The sequence below is a fragment of the Vreelandella maris genome, from assembly GCF_013371085.1.
Taxonomy (GTDB): Bacteria; Pseudomonadota; Gammaproteobacteria; order Pseudomonadales; family Halomonadaceae; genus Vreelandella; species Vreelandella maris.
Map to the genome: position 1 here is coordinate 147,227 of NZ_JABWCV010000004.1, position 22,735 is coordinate 169,961.

Annotated in this window: 18 protein-coding genes; 13 read left to right on the forward strand and 5 right to left on the reverse strand. The window is 54.5% G+C overall.

The genetic code is table 11. The features are described from left to right. Nucleotides 1-11: 11 nt before the first annotated feature. The 5 genes from HUO07_RS04590 to HUO07_RS04610 all read left to right on the forward strand — a co-directional run bounded on the left by HUO07_RS04590 (nt 12) and on the right by HUO07_RS04610 (nt 6,836). The gene (locus HUO07_RS04590) at nt 12-2,126 is read left to right on the forward strand and encodes a prepilin-type N-terminal cleavage/methylation domain-containing protein (protein WP_176302568.1); all 2,115 of its coding nucleotides are present in this window, start codon (nt 12-14) and stop codon (nt 2,124-2,126) included. After that, on the forward strand, nt 2,123-3,262 hold the full coding sequence (locus tag HUO07_RS04595) for a type II secretion system protein (RefSeq protein ID WP_176302569.1): 1,140 nt from the start codon (nt 2,123-2,125) through the stop codon (nt 3,260-3,262). The genes HUO07_RS04590 and HUO07_RS04595 overlap by 4 nt, the downstream gene beginning before the upstream one ends. A 101-nt stretch (nt 3,263-3,363) precedes the next feature. Further along, a complete protein-coding gene (locus tag HUO07_RS04600) occupies nt 3,364-4,431 on the forward strand; it encodes a hypothetical protein (protein ID WP_176302570.1) in 1,068 nt (355 codons plus the stop codon). A gap of 18 nt (nt 4,432-4,449) precedes the next feature. Continuing rightward, on the forward strand, nt 4,450-5,142 hold the full coding sequence (locus tag HUO07_RS04605) for a type II secretion system protein (protein WP_176302571.1): 693 nt from the start codon (nt 4,450-4,452) through the stop codon (nt 5,140-5,142). Continuing rightward, entirely contained in the window at nt 5,142-6,836 is a 1,695-nt protein-coding gene (locus tag HUO07_RS04610; RefSeq protein WP_176302572.1) for a GspE/PulE family protein, read from the forward strand. The genes HUO07_RS04605 and HUO07_RS04610 overlap by 1 nt, the downstream gene beginning before the upstream one ends. A gap of 6 nt (nt 6,837-6,842) precedes the next feature. Here HUO07_RS04610 and HUO07_RS04615 read toward each other — a convergent pair whose 3' ends face one another. From HUO07_RS04615 to sodC, 4 genes are all read right to left on the reverse strand, one after another. Next, nucleotides 6,843-7,553, reverse strand: coding sequence for a response regulator transcription factor (locus HUO07_RS04615; RefSeq protein WP_176302573.1), 711 nt, complete (start codon nt 7,551-7,553; stop codon nt 6,843-6,845). After that, a complete protein-coding gene (locus tag HUO07_RS04620; RefSeq protein WP_176302574.1) occupies nt 7,553-9,523 on the reverse strand; it encodes a sensor histidine kinase in 1,971 nt (656 codons plus the stop codon). Before HUO07_RS04620 ends, HUO07_RS04615 begins: the two co-directional genes overlap by 1 nt. A 334-nt stretch (nt 9,524-9,857) precedes the next feature. Continuing rightward, on the reverse strand, nt 9,858-11,333 hold the full coding sequence (locus HUO07_RS04625; protein ID WP_176302575.1) for a carbon starvation CstA family protein: 1,476 nt from the start codon (nt 11,331-11,333) through the stop codon (nt 9,858-9,860). A gap of 184 nt (nt 11,334-11,517) precedes the next feature. Continuing rightward, nucleotides 11,518-12,054, reverse strand: a complete 537-nt coding sequence (gene sodC / locus HUO07_RS04630; RefSeq protein ID WP_176302576.1) for a superoxide dismutase family protein — start codon at nt 12,052-12,054, stop codon at nt 11,518-11,520. A 177-nt stretch (nt 12,055-12,231) separates the two neighbouring features. Here sodC and HUO07_RS04635 point away from each other — a divergent pair, with 177 nt between their 5' ends. From HUO07_RS04635 to HUO07_RS04670, 8 genes are all read left to right on the forward strand, one after another. Then, a complete protein-coding gene (locus HUO07_RS04635; protein ID WP_176302577.1) occupies nt 12,232-13,005 on the forward strand; it encodes a pseudouridine synthase in 774 nt (257 codons plus the stop codon). Nucleotides 13,006-13,015: 10 nt separating this feature from the next. Then, nucleotides 13,016-13,897, forward strand: a complete 882-nt coding sequence (tcdA, locus tag HUO07_RS04640; RefSeq protein WP_176302578.1) for a tRNA cyclic N6-threonylcarbamoyladenosine(37) synthase TcdA — start codon at nt 13,016-13,018, stop codon at nt 13,895-13,897. Further along, nucleotides 13,894-14,112: a DUF1653 domain-containing protein gene (locus HUO07_RS04645; protein WP_176302579.1), complete on the forward strand. Its 219-nt coding sequence runs from the start codon at nt 13,894-13,896 to the stop codon at nt 14,110-14,112. The genes tcdA and HUO07_RS04645 overlap by 4 nt, the downstream gene beginning before the upstream one ends. Before the next feature lie 166 nt (nt 14,113-14,278). After that, entirely contained in the window at nt 14,279-15,187 is a 909-nt protein-coding gene (locus tag HUO07_RS04650) for an MBL fold metallo-hydrolase (RefSeq protein ID WP_176302580.1), read from the forward strand. Between the two features lie 29 nt (nt 15,188-15,216). Then, the gene (locus HUO07_RS04655; protein ID WP_176302581.1) at nt 15,217-15,645 is read left to right on the forward strand and encodes a protein tyrosine phosphatase family protein; all 429 of its coding nucleotides are present in this window, start codon (nt 15,217-15,219) and stop codon (nt 15,643-15,645) included. Nucleotides 15,646-15,714: 69 nt separating this feature from the next. Next, complete coding sequence (locus HUO07_RS04660) at nt 15,715-17,457, forward strand: SulP family inorganic anion transporter (protein ID WP_176302582.1); 1,743 nt, start codon at nt 15,715-15,717, stop codon at nt 17,455-17,457. Nucleotides 17,458-17,538: 81 nt separating this feature from the next. Continuing rightward, nucleotides 17,539-19,566 (forward strand): RecQ family ATP-dependent DNA helicase, encoded by a 2,028-nt coding sequence (locus HUO07_RS04665; RefSeq protein WP_176302583.1) that lies wholly within the window; start codon nt 17,539-17,541, stop codon nt 19,564-19,566. Between the two features lie 123 nt (nt 19,567-19,689). Continuing rightward, a complete protein-coding gene (locus tag HUO07_RS04670; RefSeq protein WP_176302584.1) occupies nt 19,690-21,219 on the forward strand; it encodes a sensor domain-containing diguanylate cyclase in 1,530 nt (509 codons plus the stop codon). Between the two features lie 112 nt (nt 21,220-21,331). Here HUO07_RS04670 and zigA read toward each other — a convergent pair whose 3' ends face one another. Next, nucleotides 21,332-22,558 (reverse strand): zinc metallochaperone GTPase ZigA, encoded by a 1,227-nt coding sequence (gene zigA, locus HUO07_RS04675; RefSeq protein ID WP_176302585.1) that lies wholly within the window; start codon nt 22,556-22,558, stop codon nt 21,332-21,334. Nucleotides 22,559-22,735 lie beyond the last annotated feature (177 nt).

Below are 22,735 nucleotides of genomic sequence, written 5' to 3' on the forward strand. Positions count from 1 at the left end.
TAGGATTCGTGATGCCCCAATTTTCAATGGCTCAAACACGTCATTGCCGCGGCTTTTCGCTGCTGGAGTTACTTGCCGTACTGGCGCTGCTCACAGGGCTGGTGTCGGCACTGCTTTACAAAACCCTTGATGTCAGTGTTCAGGTAACACAGCAAAATACAGAGACAGCGCTGGCAGCAGCCGATGAACAGTTACGCCAGTTCGCCGCTTGGAATGGGCGGTTGCCCTGCCCGGATAATACTGGGAATGGGATTGAAGATTGTAGTGGGGGGGGGCAAAAAGGGAACTTACCCTACCGCACCCTAGGGCTGGCTGCAGTGGGTTATACGGTGGGGGAGCAGGGGAGCCGTGCGATGATTTACGGGGTCTACCGTAATGAGGTCGCAGACGCCGATTTGGCAGTAACTGCCGAGCGTTTCAAACCCACCAATGCCGATGCAACGGCGTATGACTTGGGCAATGAGAATACGCTCGATTTCTGTTCAGCGTTGGAAGACGCCTCAGAGTTGGCGCAGAACGATAACTATCTGCACATCAGTGACACCAACGGCACAGCGGTAGCTATGGCCTACATGCTGGCCAGCCCGGGAGCCTCTAATGCTGATGGCGATATTAATGACGATCGCTACGATGGGCTGAACAGAACGAGCAACACCGGCTTCAATGCCCCACAAACGCCGGTTTCCGCAGACTACGACGATATTACCCAAGGGCGCGGCCTCGCCGAGCTTTACGAACTGCTGCACTGTGAAATAAGCCAGCGCTCGTTAAACCTGTCGGCCAACGCCATTGCGCTGGAAGAGGAGAACATCGCTTTTGCTGAGTCTAACCAGGAGAGTGCAGACCAGGGGGTATTAATGAATGCCGTGGGTAGTGCGTTGACCGCGTGGTCCATGGGGCAGGCGGCGGCTGGGTTGAGTGGTGCTATTGAGGTTCAGACGATTTCGACCGGTTTGTTAGCAACGGCCACGGCCACCTGCGCGGTACCGCCCTTTGCTGGCTGTGCGCTGGTGCCTGTTTATACAGCGGCCGTCTCTGCCGCTGGCAGTGGTGTTACCTTGTCAGGTATTGCGGTTGGTCTTTCTGGCACTGCCTTGGGATTACAGATCGCCTCTACGGCGTTGTATGACACAGTCGCAGACAAGGCGGGCGTGCCCGACACGGTGGAAGGTGGGCTGGGTATTACTCAAGACAACGTCAATGACGCAGAAGATGCGTATCGTCAGGCTGATGTGGCCGCCATGGAGGCTGAAAGTACCTATCAAAATGAATTAGCACAGTACGAATCAGGGCCAAAGGCAGCTGCTGTTGCCAGCAATAATAAGCTAGAAGACGAGATTCTTAAGTTGTCAGGTGATAGCCAAGACAACGCATTTGATGACCTTTACGGGTTCCCGCGTCCAGAAGATCTAGACCCGGAAGATCCACCAGACGAGGCCGATGTCATTATCGGGGTTGAGCCCGCTATTGATGCTTGGCTCAGCACGGCGGCATCGGCAGAGCAAATGGGCAATGTAGATTTAGTGGATGAGGATGGCAACCCATTTACCGATGAAAATGGTAATCCCATTGACCTCGATGCCGACGCAGAGGCTGCAAGAGTGTTTGCCAGCAATCGTATTGCCGAGGTTCGCCAGGGTTTCGAAGCCACTTCCACTTGCATCGATGAGCAAGTTTGCCCCTTGGTGACAGCCTTTGATGCGCATGTCGAGGCCTACACGGCGGAGCGAGAAGCCTGGTATGCAGTAGAGGCTCTACGTGCAAAGGCCGACGCGGCGCGTACTGAGGCCGAAGGTGCTAATGACGCCTACGGTGCGCTCAACTGTGCCTTTAATTTCAATAGTGATTATGACACTAAGACCAATAGCTGTACTGCTGGTGCGCCCGGCAGCAGTGCAGGGAGCGCTGATCAAGATTTCTGTGATGCTTCAAGCGACGCTTACGATGAGGACTCCTGTGCGGCGTGGCAAGATGCTCAAAATTCCAACCCTGTATGTGAAGAAGGCGGTGAGTACTATGACGCTGACGTATGTGCCGCTGTGGGAGAAAGGGCCGAGAAGATAACGATGTTCAGCGGTATGGATAACTTGGTGCAGCAACTGGATAGCAAAGGAACCGTACGATGAGTACGCAGCGCCAGACTGGGTTCAGCCTATTGGAAATGACTCTTTCCTTTGCTGTGTTGGGGTTCTTGTTCGCCATGGCTCCTATGGCTTTAAACGTGTTGGGTAGTGCTCAAAGCGCTGCCCCTGCTCTTGACCGTGTCAAGTTGGCCGTGAATGCGACCGTGGGCTTTGTCGTACAGCATGATCGTTTGCCTTGCCCGGATTCCGACGGTAATGGCTTCGAGGATTGTGGTGTCCGCAGCGGGCATTTTCCCTATCGTACCGTTGGCCTTGGCCAGCCATTGATCAATGAAAGTGGCTTTCCGTTTCACTATGCGGCTTATCAGCACACTAACGCCAACTTGGTAGCGCTGCAGGTCAGCTATGAACCCTTATTGTTGAACGGCGCTAATTCACAGCAGAAAAACGCGTTAGATTTTTGCCAAGGGCTCAGGCTTGGTGTATCCGGTGGTTTACAGGCTACCGAACCCCATGTGCAGTCGCATACGGGTGAGCGTGGCATCAATCCAGCTTTTCTGCTTGTTGATCCTGGCCCGCTTGATGCCGACCGGGACGGGCGACCACTTGATGGCCTAAACGCGACCGGGCTGGAGTATGAGTCGGCGGGGCGCGGCCAAAGCGATGAATACGACGACCGTGTAATTGCTATGAGTTTTGCCGAACTTGCCACCCGGCTCGACTGCCCAGCCATCCTTGCACGTGTAAGCGCGGCGACTCGTGAGGCCAACGCGGCCTACGATACTTGGCGTGCTTATGAGTTCTACTTGACGTTTCGCATATTTGGTGAAGAAGTCCGCGAAACCAATCTGGAAATCGCCGAACTTAAGCGTTTGATTGCGGAATTCAACTCAGCGGGAAGCATCGCAATGGGCCTTAACGACATTGCCACAGGGTTGGCCAGTGCCACCGGGGCAAGTGGGGTGGCGGTTGCAGCCATTAATGCGGCAGCGGCGACATTTATGATAGTAGAAGAGCTAAGTAGCACGGCAGAAGAGGTTGATGAGAAAACAGAGGAATTGGCCACAGCCGTGGAACAACGAGAAGCGGCAGAGGTGGCTCGCGATGATGCCAAGGCGTACCGAGACCAGACAGCTCAACTGGCACTAGACCGAGATGCGAAGGGGTGGTTCCAATGAATGTAGGGCGCAGGCAGCAGGGTATGACTCTGATTGAGCTTTCCTTGATGCTGATAGTTTTGGGGCTCATAACTGCTGTCATGGTGTCGTTGGTGCCCTCAATGACACGTCTAGCCAGTGTGGAATCAGCCATTAATGACGTCAGCGATACACAGAATGCTATCGCTGGCTTTGCTCTTACCACCGGCCGACTGCCCTGTGCCGATGCTAATCAGGACGGTGTGGAAGATTGTCCGGCGGTAGCTGGCGGCTTCCCTTATTTGACCGTAGGGATCGGCGCCCCTCTGCGCAACGCATACGGCTACGACTACCGCTATGTTGTTTATGCTCGCCGCGATAATACGCCAATGAATGATGCTGAGCTGACGAAAGCGAGCGACCGTTGGCAGCCCACGCTGGTTTCAGGATTGCCCCCGGTTGCGGAACTGACTGCTATGGAAAGCATAACACCAACGGACCTCTGTCGCGCGCTTGGTGTGGCGCAGGCGAGTACTGTCAATGACCAATCTTTATCGCTGGAATATCTAGCTGCAAGTGAAGTGGTGGCCTATGTGCTGGTGAACCCTGGGCAGGCGGATCGTAACGGTAATGGATCACTGTTTGACGGAGTGAACACTGACGGACTTAGCGTTGAGCACCCGCTTCGCCGTAGCAGCCGTGATTATGACGATAGTGTTAGCGTGGTGCGCTTTAACCAGCTGTGGGAGCAATTAGGGTGTTCGGCACAACTGGCTACGGCAGGGCACGCGCACCCTAACGTTCAGTCCATGTTGGCGATGTTCCGACAGACCATTCGTGATTATCGCGCTCAGCTAGCGTTGGTCGAAGAGATGGCATTTGCCGATAACTTTCAAACAGGCGCTTCTATTGCTTCGGCATCAGCCTCGGTGGCCGCCGCCGCTGCCACCGCACCTACCGCGACAGCATCAGCCATTAATACTGCAGGTGCTACTGCGGCCGCAGTGGGGGCATCCGTTGGTGCGATTAGCGGCAACACTGCTTTGGTAGGTACGGCGACAGCTGCACAGCTCGTGGCTATCGATAATTTAAATAAAGTGCGCGACCAGTTGGATGAGCTGGACTTACTTATTAAGGACCTGGACGAGTTACATGACAGCGTTGATGACAATGTTGTTGCCGCCGATAACGATGCGCTTTCTGCCCGATAATGGTTGCTAGAGACTTTTATGACGAAAATCACCTTGACTCGCCAACGCGGTTTTACATTGTTGGAAATGTCCATGGCCTTGATTGTGGTGGCGCTGATCATCAGTGCCGTGACCTTGGGCAGTAACTTGCAGCGCAATACCGTCTACCAGCATATGGCGACCAGCTTTGTGCGGGGTTGGCAGTTGGCATTTCTTAGCCATGTAGACCGTGTGGGCGTTGCGCCTGGCGATAATCAAACAACACCGACCGGTAAGGTGAATGGTGCAGATGATAGCGAGTTGTGTAATCTGGATTTGCGCAATGCCATGTACGCAGCAGGTGTGACGATGCCTCAGGGGCGTTCGGAAGGCTACGAGACCCACTACGGCTATTTGGATAGTAATGGCAACCCGCAAGATGTCAGCGCTTGTTTTCTCAATACCGAGTGGAGCGTGCCGGGTAGTAGTGCGGGGAGCTATGTAGTACAACGCAAGAATGTGTTGGTATTAGAGGGTTTGACGCCAGACTTAGCGCGTATGCTCGATAACCTAGTGGACGGCAATGCCGATGCACGGTTCGGCAGCTTTCGTGAAGAGAGCCGGGCAAAGAACACTGATCCCGCAAGTGCCGCATGGAGTAAAGACAACCGAGAGGCACAGGGCGGCGCTGACAACAACCTGGATGAATCCCAGGTGGTGACACTAACGGCTTACTATTTGATGGATCGATGATGGATATGGTCGCTTCTATCTCCCAGAGAACGGATGCCCCAAAGCTAGGCGATACCCTTTTACGCCTGGGCATTCTTGAGCCTATCCAACTGGCTTACGCGCGGCAGAAGCAGGCCGTCACCGGTGAATCGCTCAATCAGATACTGGTTCGCCTGGGCCTGGTGGCCGACAGCGATTTGGCGCGTGTGCTCGCTGAGTATCACGGCTTGCCTTATATCAGCCAGGAGGAGTGGCCTACCCCAGACCCGGAAGTGCTGCAGTTATTTACCCGAGAGGCGTGCTTAGCTCACGGCGTGTTGCCGCTGCGTATTGCGGCAGGGCAGCTAGAAGCCGTGTTGGGTAATGCTGACCCTGAGCGCGCTGCGAGCTTAATTCAGCGCCGTACTGGCTTAACGCCCAACCTGAGGCAGGGCGACTTTGTCGCCGTGGCGCGGCGTATTGAGTCAGCCTATTCACTGCGGCAGCGTTCAGCGCTCTCTGCTTTCGAGCGTGAATATCGCCAGCTGCGCCAGGATACGCAGGGCTCATTTCCCATCGATGAGTTGATCAATCAACTACTGGTGTTGGCGGTAAGCGAGCGGGCAACGGATATTCATTTGCAGCCAGAGCCTCAGTCATTGCATATGGCGTTTCGTATTGATGGCGTACTGGTCCCGATCATGGCGCTTGACCGGGAGCTGATGCGGCTGGTGTCGGCGATTAAGGTTATCTCGGCAATGGATATCTCGGACAACCTAAGGCCTCAGGATGGTCGCTTCTCGGTCACCCTGGATAATCAGGCCTATGATGTCCGTGTTTCCACTAGCATCACGCCCCAGGGGGAGAGCGTTGTTTTGCGCCTGTTACCCAAGGGTGTTTCGGTAGCCGGGCTAGAAGAGTTGGGGTTTGCACCGGAGCATCTTGAGTGTCTCCAAGGCCTTTTTCAGCAGCCTCATGGTATCTTCCTGATGACCGGGCCTACTGGCTCGGGGAAAACGACCACTCTACATGCCGGGCTACGGCCGCTGGGGATGACGGGCAAAAGTATTCTGACCGTGGAAGACCCTATTGAGTATGAACTGCCAGTGGCCTCGCAAACCCAGGTGAACCGTAAAGCTAACTACACGTTTGACACAGCCATTCGCCATTTTTTAAGGCATGACCCGGATATCATGCTGGTAGGCGAGATCCGAGATGGAGAAACGGCGGAAGCGGCCATCCGTGCAGCGGAAACCGGCCACCTGGTGCTTTCTACGTTGCATGTTAATAGTGTGTCTGGGGTCGTTAGCCGTCTCATGGCGCTCGGGGTCGCCTCGCAGGCCTTGGCCGAAACACTGATCGGCTGCATTAACCAGCGCTTGGTTCGCTGTCTTTGTTCGCACTGTAAGGAGCAGGTGGCTGTTCCAACGCATTTTCCGCCCCCGCTGGAACCGCTGCTGGCGGGCGTCCAGCACTTTCGTGCCGTGGGGTGTGAACACTGTCGCCATACAGGCTTCCATGGTCGGGTACCCGTTTACGAAATGTTGGTGATGGATGCGCCTTTGGCGCGGTGGGTCGAAGACGGAGGGCGCCGTGCTCAGTTGGCAGAGCTGCTAACAGCAAACAACCATGTGCCTATCTGGGAAACGGGAGCACGCCTCGTCCGTGAGGGGCGGACAACCGTTGAGGAGCTGATGCGTGTGTTAGGTAGTCGAGAGGTGCTGGTGTCGAATTAGACGCCATCACTCTATTATAAAAGTGATGCCTTTGCCAAAAATCGAACGCAGAGGTAAGGATATGCCCTGTTGTCGGGATTTTTGTCTTAAACGACTAAGTACGACATCAATACGATGAATATCAGGATCTTCTGCATGTTCAAACAGTAGGTCGTGTAACAACCACCGGTCAAATATTTGGTTGGAGGACTCAATCAGTATGTTGAGCAGGTCAAATTCCTTCGGGGTCAACCTTATGCTGGTCTCGTCAGGCGTTACTAACTGCGATTTAGCGGGTTCCAGGTACCAAGAACCCGTCTTACGTGAATTGTTGGTGGACATGTGGCCCCCGTTGGCGTTTGTCAGAAGCCGTTGGCCGAGTTGTGTCAGAGTGTCGCTGAGCTGAACAAAATTAATAGGTTTAACCAGGAAAAGATCCGCACCCAGATCAAGGCAGCGTAACCGCTCCTGTTTACCTCCGCGGGCCGTGATGATAACTAGCCCATAGCCAGATAGTTTTCGCAGGTGCTCAACCACGCTAAAGCCATCCTCTTGTGGCAGCCCTAGATCGACAAGCACAATATCGACCGGATGAAAATGCAGCCTTTTCCAGAATGCCTCGGCGCTGGCCACCCCCCAGGCTGGGAATCCTCGGTGCTGCAGGTAGACCAGTATTTCCTCTCTGAAGTCGTCGTTATCCTCAATGATAGCGATACGTGGAACTGATGGGGTATTCATTAAATATCCTGATTATTATTTGATGTTAGAGGCAGTATAAAGGTAAACCGGCAGCCCGAGGAGGCGTTCTCGGCGAGTTCCAGTTCCCCACCGTGTGCACGGGCAATTTGACGGCTAACGTATAGCCCTAGCCCAACACCGCGTGTGGACTCGTCATCTAGGGATGCCCGGCGGTAGCGTTCAAAAATAATAGCCACGCGATCAGCGGGGATACCTGTTCCCTGGTCGCGGACACTGATCACCCAATGGTTATGTTGGCGCGATAAATCGATATGGATAATGCCGCTGGGAGAATACTTTACTGCGTTATCGATGACGTTGGAGAGGGCGATACGCATTAAGGCCGGGTCGATTTCCAGTATAGCGTCTGCTTTAGGAGGGCTATTCTCTTGAATATGCTGGTTATCTTGCGTCAGTTTCCAACTATGGTGGTCAGAGAGGGGAATCAACGATGCCGCAGAGGTAATCAACTCTACCAGCGAGTGTGGCTGTGTCTCAATGAGAAGCTGGCCTGCCGAAAGCCGGGCATCGGCGAGGCAGTTATCGGTTAATTGCACTAGACGTTCGGTAGCACGTTCGATTTTTTCGTAGCGGAGCGTTTCTTGGCGATTGAGAGATGGAAGGTAGCGTAGATTTGCCAAGCTGGCCGTAATAATAGCCAAAGGAGTGCGGAATTCGTGCGCTACGATACCCATAAACTGGCGTTGATGAGCTCTGGCTTCTTTCTCAAAATGTAACTCTTCAACCATTTTTTTCTTATTAAGTTCTTCTATACGCTGTTTATAGACCTGAAACACAGCTGTGCTAATCACTAAAAGCATATTAAGAATAAGGCCGTATTGCCATATTGTGTAAATCGAAGGGTGATAAGGTAACCAAGTTAGCATCGACATAAGGCCAGAAAGGCTAGCCAGCATGATTAACAGGGGGCTGATTCCCAAAATTAAATTGGTTAGCTGGAATTTTTCTTTCCACCAGATATAGAGACAAGAGACTAAGAAAATAATGCCAGTGAATAGGTAGATAACGGTCTGTATATAAATGGCTTCGTCATAAAGATTTAACGGCACAGAAATTAATAGCATTATGATTAATGCAGCTGTGCCAGTCATCAGCTTGTGTGCCCAGGGTAGTTTTTCCTTAAAGTGCATGACTTCAGAGGACATCCATAGCAGGGCGGCATAAGAGGTGAGCGTGAATATACTGGTTAAATAGTGCTGCAACGTCAGACCAACCCCAGGCAAAAGCCAGCCTATATAACCTTGAACACAGGCGACTAGACCATAGCCTGCGGATACAGCAGTGATGGACCAAAGTTTTTTGCTTTTCAGCAAAATGGCCAGGATTAATGCGAGTAGGCTGGAGATAGCGGCAAGGCCAAAGTAAAAAGCCCAGAAGCTGGTGGTACGTGTAGCATGTTGGAGAAATAGATGTGGTTCCCACAATTTTAGGTCTATCAGCAAAGCGCTAGTTGAGGCAGCCCGTAGAATCACCTCATACCCTTGGGCGTCTTTTGGTGGTGGGAGCCTAAACACCGGAAAGCGATAATCAACATCGCCTCTTTTGCCTTTCCAAGTGTCCCCTGTTCGCCTTTCTACCCAGCCTTGTTGGCTGCCTGCGGGCCGATAAAATAGGCGAATGTCATCAATAAAATTTGGGGCTAGTACAACCCAGCGCTCATCACCCTCAAATAAGCGCGCAGGTAGACTGAAGTGGAGCCAGTACGGTGTACGTGTATAGCCGCGTGAAAAGATCTTTGTATGTGTTTCTTCAGCGCGGCTTAGCTGGGTGTATGCTTGCTCAACCGTATGTTGTTGGGACTTATCTGCCATTGATGTATAGGGGATATCTGGCCCTAAAGCCAGTGGCGAGGCTAAAGCGCCAGTGGGTATTAGTGCAGCAATAAATGCGAGAAACAGCCACAACACTGTCCAGCCTGAAGCCAGTACTTTAGTTTGTTGTTCGGTCAATGGTTTTATCCACGGTCGCGGTTTGGCTCAGTTTACACGAAGAGTAAATAAAACGATGGGGTAGAACTACTGAAAATCGGCCGCAGAGAATGACACTTTTCATTATTAATAAATTCTTAAATTGAGACCAACGTGTATTAGGTCGTGTAGTGTCTACTTCTGGTTACATCGCTAGCCGGTAGCACCCCGTGACAGTCTATTGATTTTTTCGAATGGCTAAAGGGAAACAAGCAAGTGGGCCAGTGGCAGCCAATTAAAGCGCTTTGTCAGCAACGCAAAACGGGCAGCCACTTGGCTGCCCGTTTTCTATTGCCGGTACTCTATCTCAATCGTGCTATGAGCTGGTGGCTAGCGCATCGCCCGCCTTGCCTGTACCAAGTGCCTGTTCTGCAGGTTCATCAACGGTAAAGGTCGTGCGGCTCAAGCGACGTACACGCTTCATAAATAGCGCAATGCAGATCAGCGTACCCAGTGCCGCTACCACATAGCTCAAGTGCAGCGGTAGGCCAAAACCGATAGGAGCATAGGCCAAGTAGGTAAAGGTGGCCATGGTCATAAAGGTGGCTGGGATTGACGTGATCAAGTGAGGTTTACGCGACAAAACCAGATACATGGTACCTACCCATAGCGCGATAACGGCGGTGGTTTGGTTCGCCCATGAGAAGTAACGCCACAGTAGCGTGAAGTCCATATGGGTTAATGCATAGGACACTACAAACAGCGGTAGAGCGACCATCACACGCTTCATGATCGGCTTTTGATCGATCTTAATGTAATCAGCAATGATCATTCGTGCGCTGCGGAAAGCGGTATCGCCAGAGGTGATCGGCAATACGATAACGCCGAGTACGGCCAGGGTGCCACCAACAGCGCCGAGCATGGTGGTAGACACCTCACTCACCACTGCAGCAGGGCCACCCGCTGCCAGCACATCTGAGAGTGACTGGTCGCCGTAGAACAGGCTCATCGCCGCCGCCGCCCAAATCATCGCAATGATGCCTTCGGTGATCATCATGCCGTAAAAGATTTTACGTCCATTGGTTTCATTTTCAGTCGTGCGCGAAATAATCGGCGTTTGAGTGGCGTGGAAGCCGGAAAGCGCACCACAAGAGATGGTTAAAAACAGCAGCGGGAAAATGGGCGCGGCGTCAGGGTGCATGTTCTGGAACGAAAGCTCGGGGATGGGCGCGCCCGTCACAATCAAGCCAATACCGATACCCGCCGCGCTGAACAGTAGTAGCGCCCCAAAGTAGGGATAGATACGGCCGATGACTTTATCAATCGGCAGCAGCGTGGCAATCAGGTAGTAAATAAAGATGGCAACAATAATCAGCGTTAACGACAACGAGGTCATATTGGCCAACAGCGCCGCAGGCGAGGTCACAAAAACCGTACCCACTAATAGCAGCAGCAGAATGGCAAAGCCATTCACCACGTGCTTCATCGCTTTACCGAGGAACTTGCCTGCTAACTGTGGCAGGTGAGCGCCATGGTTGCGAATTGAGATCATCCCCGTCAGATAGTCATGGACAGCCCCGGCAAAGATGCAGCCGACCACGATCCATATAAAGGCCACGGGGCCATAAAGGGCGCCAAGAATAGGACCAAAAATAGGACCGACACCGGCAATATTGAGTAACTGGATAAGCGAGTTACGCGTAGTATTCATCGGCACGTAGTCGATGTTGTCGCGCATGGTGAACGCTGGTGTGCGCCGTTTGCGATCGGTCACAAACACGCGCTCAACGAACTTCCCATAGGTAAAGTAGCCCGCTATTAGCAGCAGGATCGATACGATAAAGGTAATCATCTAAGGTACCTAGAGCAGTGAGGGGGATAGGCGAGCATGCTAAGAGCACACAAGAAAGGGCTTCTTTAGCCACGGCGAATGTACAGATAAGCACTATAAAATCACAGTTAGACTTTAGTTGCCCGCAGGCAAAAACGGGCAGCTCAATGGCTGCCCGTTTTGTTTGTTAACAACGATGGTTAATCTACGACTCAACCACGCCGCAGGCCATGCGGGTGCCGCCACCGCCCAGATGTGGCTCATCTGTGTAGGTGTCACCGCCTTCATGAATCATCAGGCTGCGACCCGGCATATCTTCCATACTCAAGCGGGGCGCCAGTACCGGCAGGTTGGCTTCGCCATCCTCATTCACGGTCAGCACCGGTAGGTCACCTAAATGACCTTCACCATACGGGCCTTGGTGGGTGCCTGTTTCCTCGGGGTCATAGTGACCACCTGCGGACAGTGCAGCGGTCATTTCGCCACTGTCGTTTTCGGCAGGATCGCAGCTGGCGTTCTGGTGGACGTGAAAACCATAAACACCGGGCTCAAGATCGGTTAGTGAAGGGGTTAGCAGTAAGCCATGATCGGTATGCTCAAGAGATACGGTGCCGATCGAGTCTTCAACACCTTCGGCGCTGACCTTGTGCATCTCCACCTCAAGGGTTTCATTGGCTTGCGCCGCCGTGCTGGCGAGCAGCAGCGAAGCGGCAATGGCGGTAAGCGGTGTTGAATAGCGCATAGAGTTTTCTCCTTCCGAATCCATGGAAACGCTGTAGCAGCGTTGCTTATTTAAGGTAGCTGCCGAGCGGTTTCTTCGCCAATTAACCCGACGGATGACATCGGCTCGTCAAGCCGCGACAATAGCCGCCTATTTTTATACTGATATGTTAGTCACCAGCTGTTACCAGGGAGCGTTATGACGCCACTCAACATCCTCTATCAGGATGAGTATCTCGTGGCGGTGCATAAGCCGTCAGGCCTATTAGTGCACCGCTCGACGTTAGCGCGTGGCGAAACTGAATTTCTGCTCCAGCGGCTTCGCGACCAGCTCGGTAAGCGGGTGTATCCCGTTCACCGGTTGGATCGACCGACGTCAGGGGTGATCGTTTTTGCGCTCTCTCCAACGGTGGCTGGCCTGCTCAGCGAAGCCTTTAGCGAGCGTCAGGTAGAAAAGCGCTACCTAGCGGTGGTGCGAGGTAAAGCACCAGAGAGCGAACGTTTGGATTACCCACTGCGGGAGGAGGATGGCACGCGGCCCAAAGCTGAGATGCCCGCCATGCCTGCGATGACCGATATTCGTCGTCTGGATAGCGCTGAATTGCCGGTACAGGTCGACCGTTACCCTGTGGCGCGTTACTCCCTGGTAGAGGCTCGGCCATTGACTGGTCGGCGCCACCAAATTCGTCGTCATCTTTCACGGCGTGGCTATCCGATTATCGGCGATGCGAAACACGGTAAAAGTGTTCACAACCGCTTTTTTGCCGAGCAGTTGGGCGCGCCGCGCTTACTGCTGGCCGCCACCTATTTAGCCTTTGACCATCCGCTGTTGGCCAAGCGTGTACAATTGAGCTGCGCCTTGGACGAGACCATGATCGCGCTGTTTCATCACCTAGGCTGGGCAGGGCATTTGCCGCTGGATAGCGTACGAACGCCGCCTCTTGCAACACCTTCCGCTCTCCAAGCACTGTGAGTCTGTTTCTATGCCTTTGAACGAGCCATCAACCTCCCTTGCTACCGCCTCAGTTTCTAGCGCCTATTATTCTAGCGACTATGACTTCCGCTTTGGCGGTATTCGGCGCCTCTACGGTCAGCGCGCTGCGGAGGCGTTTCGCCATGCCCATGTAGTGGTGGTCGGGGTTGGCGGCGTGGGTAGCTGGACGGTCGAGGCGCTAGCCCGCTCGGGCATCGGCAAGCTGACGCTGATTGATCTGGACGACGTATGTGTCTCCAACGTCAACCGCCAGCTCCACGCGCTGGATGGCACGATTGGCCAGCCCAAAGTAGACGTGCTGGCCGAGCGCTGCCGCCTGATTGCCCCCGAGATCGAGATCATCGCGGATACCGCCTTCGTTACGCCCACCAATCTGGCCGAGCGCATTCCTGAGGATGCCGACCATGTGGTAGATGCCATCGACAGTGTGATCGCCAAAGCGGCGCTAATCGCCTGGTGCAAGCGGCGCAAAATCCCGATTACCGTCACCGGCGCGGCGGGCGGGCAAACCGACCCGACGCGCATTCAAGTGGCGGATTTGACCCGCACCGAGCACGACCCGCTGCTCTCCAAAGTGCGCTCGCGGCTGCGTCGCGATTACGGCTTCTCCCGCAACCCCAAGCGGCGTTTCTCGGTGGAGTGCGTCTACTCCGATGAGCAGTTGATCTACCCCAGTGCCGACGGCGAAGTGTGCCTGCAAAAGCCCGGCAGCAATGAGGCCACACGGCTGGACTGCGCTTCCGGCTTTGGCGCGGCGACCTTTCTGACCGGCACCTTTGGCTTCGTGGCCGCCTCCAAAGTGCTGGAGCGCCTCGCTAAAAAAGCGAATCAGCCCACCGCCACTCAAGCCATCCAAGAGGAAAGCGAATGACCATTCCCGTTCCCGGTATTTACCGCCACTACAAAGGCAACCTTTATGAAGTGATGGGCACCGCCCAGCACAGCGAAAGCGAAGAACCGCTGGTAGTCTACCGCGCGCTATATGGCGACTACGGTCTTTGGGTGCGCCCGCTGGCGATGTTCATGGAGAGCGTGACGAAAGAAGGGAACACCCAGCCGCGCTTTGCGTTGGAGAAAACGTTCTAGCCCGTATTGATTGCTCCATCGTCGCTCTTATTGTCGCCGCCCCCTGTTAGCAGGGAGGCGGCGTTTTTGTGGTTGTTATTGCTTATATTCCATAATCAGCTATCTTTATAACAATTGTTGGCGCTTTGGCGTCAGGCAACACTACTTAAGTAGCCGGGAGATAAGCATGAAGACCTTTGCCCTTTCTCAAAGCCCAGGCATAGGCGCACCTGATGTGGCGGGCTTTTTTGATCCACGCACCTTTAGCATCCAATACATCGTCAGCGACCCTGCCACCAAGCAGTGCGCGATTATTGATCCGGTGCTGGATTTCGACGAAAAGTCTGGCGCAACGGCCACCTTTTGCGCTGACGCGCTGTTGAAATATATCGAGGAAGAGGGACTGACAGTGGTGTGGATTCTGGATACGCACCCCCACGCAGACCACTTTTCAGCAGCCCAGTACCTAAAAGAGAAAACTGGCGCACCGACGGCGATTGGCCAGTACGTCACCCAAGTGCAGGCCCTGTGGAAGGAGATTTATCACTGGCCGGAGATGCCCACCGATGGCCGCCAGTGGGGCACGCTGTTTGTCGAGGGCGACACGTTTGCCATCGGTGAACTCAGCGCTCGCGTGCTGCACTCGCCTGGTCATACGCTGGCTTCTATCACCTACGTAATCGGTGATGCCGCCTTTGTGCATGACACCCTTTTTCAGCCTGATTTTGGGACGGCGCGAGCCGATTTTCCCGGTGGGGATGCCAAATCTCTATGGAACTCCATCCAGCAGATTCTCGCGCTACCGGGCAATACACGGCTGTTCACCGGCCACGACTATATGCCCGACGACCGTGAACCGCAGTGGGAGAGCAGCGTCGATGAGCAGCGAGCCAACAACCCGCACTTGGTAGGCAAAAGCGAGGAGGAGTACATCGCACTGCGCCACAAGCGGGATAGCGAGCTGCCCATGCCCAAGCTGATTTTGCACGCGCTGCAGGTGAATATCCGCGGTGGTCGTCTTCCAGAGCCTGAAGCCAACGGCAAGCGCTATCTGAAAATCCCCCTGGATGCCCTGGAAGGTGCGGCCTGGGATTGATGCTATCCAAACCAATAGGAGGTGTGGTCATGCAAACGAAGCCATTGGAGCCAGGCGTTGAGATCACCTCAGCGCTGACGGTGGATGAGTTGGAGGAGGTAAAAGCCCGTGGTTTTCACGCGGTGGTGTGTAACCGCATCGAAGGTGAGAGCGAGGACTTTCCAGACGAGGCGCGCTACCGCGAAAAAGCCGAGCAGCTTGGCCTTGCCTGGGTGCATATCCCCGTGAAGCCAGGCGAGTACAGCGAAGCTGACATCCGCGCCTTTGCTGAAGCGCTCCAACAGCTGCCGCGCCCGCTATTGGCGTTTTGCCGCTCAGGTAAGCGGGCCACGCACCTGTGGGCCTACGCCAAGCGTCAGTACGAGCAGTGCGAATTGGCGGAGCTGTTTACGGCGGCCCATGCGGCAGGGGTTGACTTGGAAGATCAGCGCCAAGGTCTTGAACGGAGCGCCCAATAAAAATCGAAGATGAGTAAAACCCTAGTACGAAGGCCCTGTATCAGCAGATACCTATTATGAGACTGCATCATGATCATTGAGCGCTGGGTGCCGCTAATCGGCTGGTTGCGAACCTATCACCGGGGCTTGCTCACGCGGGATGTACTTGCCGCGGTGATCGTCACGCTGATGCTGGTGCCGCAAGCGCTGGCCTACGCCATGCTGGCAGGGTTACCGCCGGAAATGGGGCTCTATGCCAGCATGCTGCCGCTGGTGCTGTATGCCATCTTTGGCACCAGCGCGAGTTTAGCGGTAGGGCCGGTGGCGGTGGCAGCACTTATGACGGCCTCGGCGCTGAGCAGTTTTGCCGCGCCGGGCAGCCCGGAATATATCGGTGCGGCACTGGTGCTGGCCGCGCTCTCAGGGCTCATTCTCATCGCCATGGGCGTGCTTCGGCTGGGCTTTTTAGTCAACTTTCTCAGCCATCCGGTGATCTCCGGGTTTGTGACCGCCTCGGGGATTTTGATCGCGATTAGCCAGTTGAAGCACATTTTTGGTGTTGAGGCTTCTGGTCATAACGTGGTGGACCTGCTGCAAGCGCTATTGGGCCAGTGGCAGCAGTTGAATGTGATAACGCTACTGATTGGCCTTGGCGTGTGGGTGTATCTATGGGTGTGTCGCAAGCGCCTGAATGGCTGGCTGACCAAGCTGGGAATGCCTGCCAGTTGGGCAGGGTTAATGGTGAAAGCCGCGCCTATTTCGGCCGTGGTGGTGACCACGCTGCTGGCCTGGGGCTTCCAACTGGAGCAACGCGGGGTCGATGTGGTGGGCTTTGTGCCCAGTGGCCTGCCTGCCATTACGCTGCCGAGCCTGGATCAATCGCTCTGGCTCGGCCTGTTGCCGGCGGCGCTGCTGATTAGCTTGGTGGGGTTTGTGGAGTCGGTGTCCGTGGCGCAGACCCTGGCCGCCAAGCGCCGTCAGCGTATTGACCCTAACCAAGAGCTGATTGCGCTCGGTATGGCGAATCTTGGCGCTGGCGTTAGCAGTGGCTCGCCGGTGTCGGGCGGTTTTTCGCGCTCGGTGGTCAATTTTGAAGCCGGGGCGGCGACGCCGCTGGCGGGGGCTTTTACCGCGCTTGGGATTGTGTTGGCGACGCTGCTACTCACTGACTTACTGGCCTTTTTACCCACCGCCACGCTGGCCGCCACGATTATCGTGGCAGTGGGGACGTTGATTGATTTGCCTGCGGTAAAGCGAACCTGGCAATACTCCCGCAGCGACGGGGTGGCGATGGTCGCTACTTTGCTGCTGACCCTTCTGCACAGCGTGGAAGTGGGCATTATCAGCGGGGTGGTGCTCTCGCTGGGGCTACACCTTTACCGCACCAGCCAGCCCCATAGTGCGGTGGTAGGGCGGGTGCCGGGCACCGAGCATTTTCGTAATGTGAAGCGCCATCAGGTCGAAACCGACGAGCATGTGGCCATGCTGCGCATCGATGAAAGCCTCTATTTTGCCAACACCCGCTATCTCGAAGATACCGTCATGGCGCTGGCCGCCCGCTCGCCGTCGATCAAGCACATTGTGCTCACCTGTCAGGCAGTGAATGTCATCGATGCTTCGGCCCTGGAGAGCCTGGAGGCGATCAACGGTCGGCTGAAAGACGCCGGTGCCATGCTCCACTTGGCCGAGGTGAAAGGGCCGGTGATGGATCGCCTAAAGCACACGGCTTTCTACCACGAGCTCACCGGCCAAGTGTTCTTTACCACCTACGACGCCTGGCAGGCGTTGGCGCATCCGGCCAGTGAGAGTCAGCTACCGGCCACGTTGCCCTAGCGTGCTGTTGATGATTGGAGAAAACAGCGTGAACGCGTTAGGTTAGCCGCTGATGCCTTGACGACTCTCCAAGAAATGGCCATGACCTCAGCTTCGCCGCAGCAGACGCTAAAAACAGTATTCGGTTTTGACGACTTTCGCGGCGGCCAGCAGGCAGTGGTATCGCACGTCTTGAAGGGCCACTCCACGGCAGCCATTTTTGCCACCGGGGCGGGAAAATCGCTCTGCTATCAGCTTCCTGCGCTGCATCTGCCGCACCTTACACTGGTGGTGTCGCCATTGCTTGCTCTCATGCAGGATCAGCTCGCCTTTCTGCAAGCCCGCGGCATTGCCGCCGCAAGTATCGACTCCACCCAAGAGCGCGACGCCACCCGCGATGTCATGGAGCGGGCCAAACGCGGGGAGCTAAACATCCTCATGGTCTCGGTGGAGCGGTTGAAAAACGAGCGCTTCCGGAATTTTCTTCGTCAGGTGCCGATATCACTACTGGTCGTCGATGAAGCCCACTGCCTCTCCGAGTGGGGGCATAACTTCCGACCTGATTATCTCAAGCTGCCGGATTACCAGCGTGAGTTTGCCATCCCCCAGGTATTGCTGCTCACTGCCACCGCTACTCCGGCGGTGATTGACGATATGCGCGATAAGTTTGCCATCGCCCCAGAACATATCGTAACTACCGGCTTTTATCGCCCAAACCTTGAGCTGCTGGTAGCGCCGGCCATGGAAGATCGCCAGCAGCAGCTTGTTGAGTGGCTAAGGCCGCAGATGCATCCGGGCAGCGAAGCGCCGACGATCATTTATGTGACACTCCAACAAACGGCAGAACAGGTCGCCAGCGCCCTGAAGGCTCAGGGCATCGCCGCTCAGGCGTACCACGCGGGGCTGGACTCCCAGCGGCGGGACGAGATTCAACGTCAGTTCATGAGCAGTGAGTCGCCCTGCATCGTGGCCACCATTGCCTTTGGCATGGGCATTGATAAGGGCAATATTCGCAATGTGGTGCATTTTGATCTGCCCAAATCGATCGAAAACTATAGCCAGGAGATTGGCCGGGCAGGGCGCGATGGGCTGCCTTCCACCTGCCTAACCATGGCCGGGCGTGACGGCCTGCGGGTACTGGAGAACTTTGTCTACGGTGACACGCCGGAATACAGCGGCATTGTTCGATTGCTTGAGGAGATCGCATCCGCCGCCAACACGCCAGACCGCCAGTGGGAAGTGCTGCTCAACACGCTTTCCCGCGATACCAATATCCGTCTCCTGCCGCTTAAGACGCTGCTGGTGCGGCTGGAAATGCATGGGGTGATTGCACCGCGTTTTTCGTTTCTGGCCGAGTATCGGCTGCGTTATCACATCGAGCCGGTGGCGTTGGTGAGCCGTTTCGAAGGCGAGCGGGCGGCCTTTGTGCGTCTACTGGTTGACCATATCCCCATGGCTCGCACCTGGGGCACGGTAGATTTCGAGCGCTTGCTTCGCGCGGGGCAAACACAGCAGGTCGACGCCTCCCGCAGCCGGGTGATCACCGCGCTTGAGTATTTTCAGGAAAAGGGCTGGCTGACCCTGGAAGGCAAGCGGATGACCGACGTGTATGAGATCTGCCAGTCGACTGTTCCAGTAGAGGCGTTGGCTCGCCAGCTATACGACGACTGCCTGGGCCGAGAACGCATCGAGATAGAGCGGCTACAGGCGATGTTGGCGCTCTTTGAGTCGGAGAGCTGCCTGACGCGTCGATTAGCGGAGCACTTCGGTGATCGCACGTTTGAGAGCCCATCCGACACCGAGCAGGGCCGTTGCGGGCACTGCTCGGTATGTTACGGCCAACCCGTAACGCTGCCGGATGCGCCGCCGCAGCCTGTACCGAGCAATGCGCAGTTTCAGTGCTATGCTGCTCCGTTCATTCAGCGGCACACTGAGCAGTTCGGCCAGCCTCCCAGCGCGCATCGGTTGGCGCATTTTCTATGTGGTTTAACTATGCCCGTGTTTACCCCGCTTAAAGCCCGTCGCTTTGAGGGCTTCGCCGTGTTCGAGCAGCGCGCCTATCCACAAGTGCTTGAGTGGGTGGCGAGTGGGCAAAAATCAATGGCTAACAAACCTGAATTCAAGCAATAAGTTCAGCAAAACAGGATTTTAGACTAAGCTTTGGAGTTGTCGTACCTTCCTAGCCAGGGAAGAACTATAAGTTAGGCGCCTGGGTGCTAACACTCGGAGCTATACTTTTCCAAGGGAACCGAAATGCTAGCTATTCAACCAACCGACAATAGCCAAAAGCTCAGCTTAACCTCTACCTTGCCCGACTTTATACGCGAAGGGCTTAATAACTGCTTCACTCTACCGACACTACCGTCTGCCGCGATTAAAGTGCTCGACGTTGCCCGCTCTCCAAATGCGAGTGTAAAGGCTTATGCGGAAGCCATTCAAACGGACCCAATACTAACCATACGCTTATTGGCGCTGGCCAACAGCGCTTATTACGCTCGTAGTGCACCGACCATCCATACTTGCCAAGAGGCGGTGGCGCGTGTTGGCTTAGACACTACCTTAGCCACCACGCTAAGTTTTAACTTGTTCAAACATAAAGACCAAGCTGCTTATTTGCAGCAGGTGTGGAGTCGCTCTTTAATTGCTGCTATTGCGGCGCGTTACATGGCAGAGCAATTGTGTCCTGGGGAAGCAGGGTTTGTGTTTACGGCAGCACTTCTGCAAGACATAGGGGTATTGGCGCTAAAAGCACTTTATCCTGACGATGTTGAAGCCATCTATGAGCCGCTACCAACGCACCACTCCGACCTTAGCCATTCAGAGCAACTGCTGTTTGGCTGCGATCACGCTACCGTAGGTGCTTGGCTAGCAGCAAAATGGGGTGTTCCCACTCATCTTGCCGAAGCGATTGGTACCAGTCATGCGGATTATGCTTCCGCCCCAATAGACTTATTCTGTGTGCGCCTTTCTGGGCATATCGCCGATGCTTGGCTTGCCCCTTCTCCTGCCCATTCGTTGGTCAGTGTAATGCGCAAGCTTAAAAGCCACACAAAAGCCCAGCAAATCGAACTTGCTGCACTGCTCTCCACTATTGAAAAGCAGCTTCCCTCATTAGCAGATGTCCTAGAAATTACGGCCCCAAAAAACCAGGATAGCGAAGAATTATTAGCGGAAGCACAGGATCTCTTGTTCCAACAAACATTGGCTTTGAATGCGCGCTTAGAACAGCAGCAGTCAGAGCTAGCAAACCTGCTTGAGCGTCAAAGCGAGTTAGAAGTCCGCAGCCGCATAGACCCGCTCACAGGGCTGGCTAATCGTGGATGGTTGGAAGAACAATTGGGCGAACATTTTGCCCAATGCCGGGAGGAGGGGCGAGCTCTTTCGGTGGCGTTTATTGATTTAGACCATTTTAAAACGATCAATGACCAATATGGGCACTTGGTGGGGGACGTGATACTAGAAAACTTTGGAAAGCTCATCAGGAGGCTTATAAAAGATAGCGACCTAGCCGGACGTTTCGGTGGGGAAGAATTCATGATCATAATGCCTGATGAAGACGCCGATTCCGCCCAACTGTTAGCGAAAAAAGTAGCACATCAACTGGCTGAACAGCCTATCGCCTATGTGGAAAGTCAGCCTATCCATGTCACCGTTTCTATCGGTATTGCTTGCCTCAGCGACGGTGGTTTTGCCAATAGCCGAGAGCTTATGAATGCAGCCGACCAAACCATGTATTTTGTTAAACACATTGGTCGTTGCGGCATTGCGATATATGGCCACTAACTAAAGGCGAGGACTAACGTTATAGGAAGTGTAAAGGCATAGTGAGCTTCATCATTTACTACTTTAGAGAGAGGCTGCGGCCTCTCTCTTTTGTTTTTCATCACTCCAGTGACTACTCCCAGGAAGGGAACGGGTCAGATAATCTCTCCCACGCTTCCGTACCTTCCAGCAGTTCTACCTCGCTTAACAGGCAGTCGTCCAGCGCTTCGCGCATCTGGGCTTGATCCAGGTTCTGGCCGATAAAGACTAGCTCCTGGCGCATATCGCCAAACGGCTCCTGCCATTTTTCCATAATAAATTGGCGCGTTTCTGGATCGGTTGGCCAACGCTCTTCGGGAATGGCTTTCCAAAATACGCCAGCGGGGCCGTGGTGAGCGATACCGCCTGCCTGGCTCCATTGACCAGCGGCCTGAGGGCGGGTAGCAAGCCAGAAGAAACCTTTGGAACGTAACAGGCCTTTGCCGAACCACTCCTGGTTAAGCAGATCGTGGAATTTCTGCGGATGGAACGGACGGCGGGCGTTGTAAGCGAAGCTGCCAATGCCATACTCTTCGGTTTCTGGGACGTGCTCGCCGCGCATTTCCTTTAACCAGCCCGGAGCCAGTTGGGCGCGCTCAAAGTTGAACTTGCTGGTATTGAGCACTTTATCCAACGGCACGCCACCTTGGGTGATCGGCACCAGTTCTGCATCGGGGTTCAGCGAGCGCAAAATCGCCTGCAGGGCTTCCAGTTCTTTTTCGCTGATTAGGTCTGTCTTACTAATGAGCAACACATCGCAAAACTCGATTTGATCGACCAGCAGATCGGCGACATTGCGCTCGTCCTCTTCACCTAAGCTTTCCCCCGCTTCCGCCAAACTTTGCGCTTCACGGTACTGCTCAAGAAAGTTGGCCCCATCGACTACGGTCACCATGGTATCTAACCGGGCGATATGGGATAGGCTCTGGCCGCTTTCATCTTCAAAGGTAAAGGTTTCCGCGACAGGCAGCGGTTCGGAAATCCCGGTGGACTCAATCACCAAGTAATCGAATTTTCCTTCGCGGGCCAGCTGGCTGACCTCGATCAGCAAGTCTTCGCGCAGGGTGCAGCAAATGCAGCCGTTGCTCATCTCCACCATGCGTTCTTCTGAACGGTTAAGTGCCACGTTGCCATCCAGCGTCGATTCGCCAGGGCCACCGCGCACCAGTGCACCATCAATGTTGACCTCACTCATGTCGTTAACGATCACCGCCACCCGACGACCTTCACGATTGGCCAAAATATGATTGAGTACGGTGGTTTTACCAGCACCTAAAAAACCCGAAAGCACGGTGACGGGTAGGGGAGAAAACGCAGTCATTGCTAGCACTCCTCTAAACTCATTTATGTTATGTGATAATATAACAATAAAGAGATGGATTTAAAATAGGCGATTGTTAGTTCATGCGAGGCTACTAAACAGCGAGTAAAATATTGAACAATTTTATGCAGGTTATCGTGCATACGTGATTTATTAGGAATGGAAGAGTTTTAAGTG

Coding starts and splice junctions, on each gene's coding strand:
- HUO07_RS04600 (WP_176302570.1), top strand. CDS start 3,364: ATGACACGTCTAGCCAGTGTGGAATCAGCCATTAATGACGTCAGCGAT.
- sodC (WP_176302576.1), bottom strand. CDS start 12,054: ATGCGCTATTCAACACCGCTTACCGCCATTGCCGCTTCGCTGCTGCTC.
- HUO07_RS04595 (WP_176302569.1), top strand. CDS start 2,123: ATGAGTACGCAGCGCCAGACTGGGTTCAGCCTATTGGAAATGACTCTT.
- tcdA (WP_176302578.1), top strand. CDS start 13,016: ATGCCTTTGAACGAGCCATCAACCTCCCTTGCTACCGCCTCAGTTTCT.
- HUO07_RS04590 (WP_176302568.1), top strand. CDS start 12: ATGCCCCAATTTTCAATGGCTCAAACACGTCATTGCCGCGGCTTTTCG.
- zigA (WP_176302585.1), bottom strand. CDS start 22,558: ATGACTGCGTTTTCTCCCCTACCCGTCACCGTGCTTTCGGGTTTTTTA.
- HUO07_RS04610 (WP_176302572.1), top strand. CDS start 5,142: ATGGATATGGTCGCTTCTATCTCCCAGAGAACGGATGCCCCAAAGCTA.
- HUO07_RS04670 (WP_176302584.1), top strand. CDS start 19,690: ATGCTAGCTATTCAACCAACCGACAATAGCCAAAAGCTCAGCTTAACC.
- HUO07_RS04660 (WP_176302582.1), top strand. CDS start 15,715: ATGATCATTGAGCGCTGGGTGCCGCTAATCGGCTGGTTGCGAACCTAT.
- HUO07_RS04650 (WP_176302580.1), top strand. CDS start 14,279: ATGAAGACCTTTGCCCTTTCTCAAAGCCCAGGCATAGGCGCACCTGAT.
- HUO07_RS04605 (WP_176302571.1), top strand. CDS start 4,450: ATGACGAAAATCACCTTGACTCGCCAACGCGGTTTTACATTGTTGGAA.
- HUO07_RS04645 (WP_176302579.1), top strand. CDS start 13,894: ATGACCATTCCCGTTCCCGGTATTTACCGCCACTACAAAGGCAACCTT.
- HUO07_RS04665 (WP_176302583.1), top strand. CDS start 17,539: ATGACCTCAGCTTCGCCGCAGCAGACGCTAAAAACAGTATTCGGTTTT.
- HUO07_RS04615 (WP_176302573.1), bottom strand. CDS start 7,553: ATGAATACCCCATCAGTTCCACGTATCGCTATCATTGAGGATAACGAC.
- HUO07_RS04625 (WP_176302575.1), bottom strand. CDS start 11,333: ATGATTACCTTTATCGTATCGATCCTGCTGCTAATAGCGGGCTACTTT.
- HUO07_RS04655 (WP_176302581.1), top strand. CDS start 15,217: ATGCAAACGAAGCCATTGGAGCCAGGCGTTGAGATCACCTCAGCGCTG.
- HUO07_RS04635 (WP_176302577.1), top strand. CDS start 12,232: ATGACGCCACTCAACATCCTCTATCAGGATGAGTATCTCGTGGCGGTG.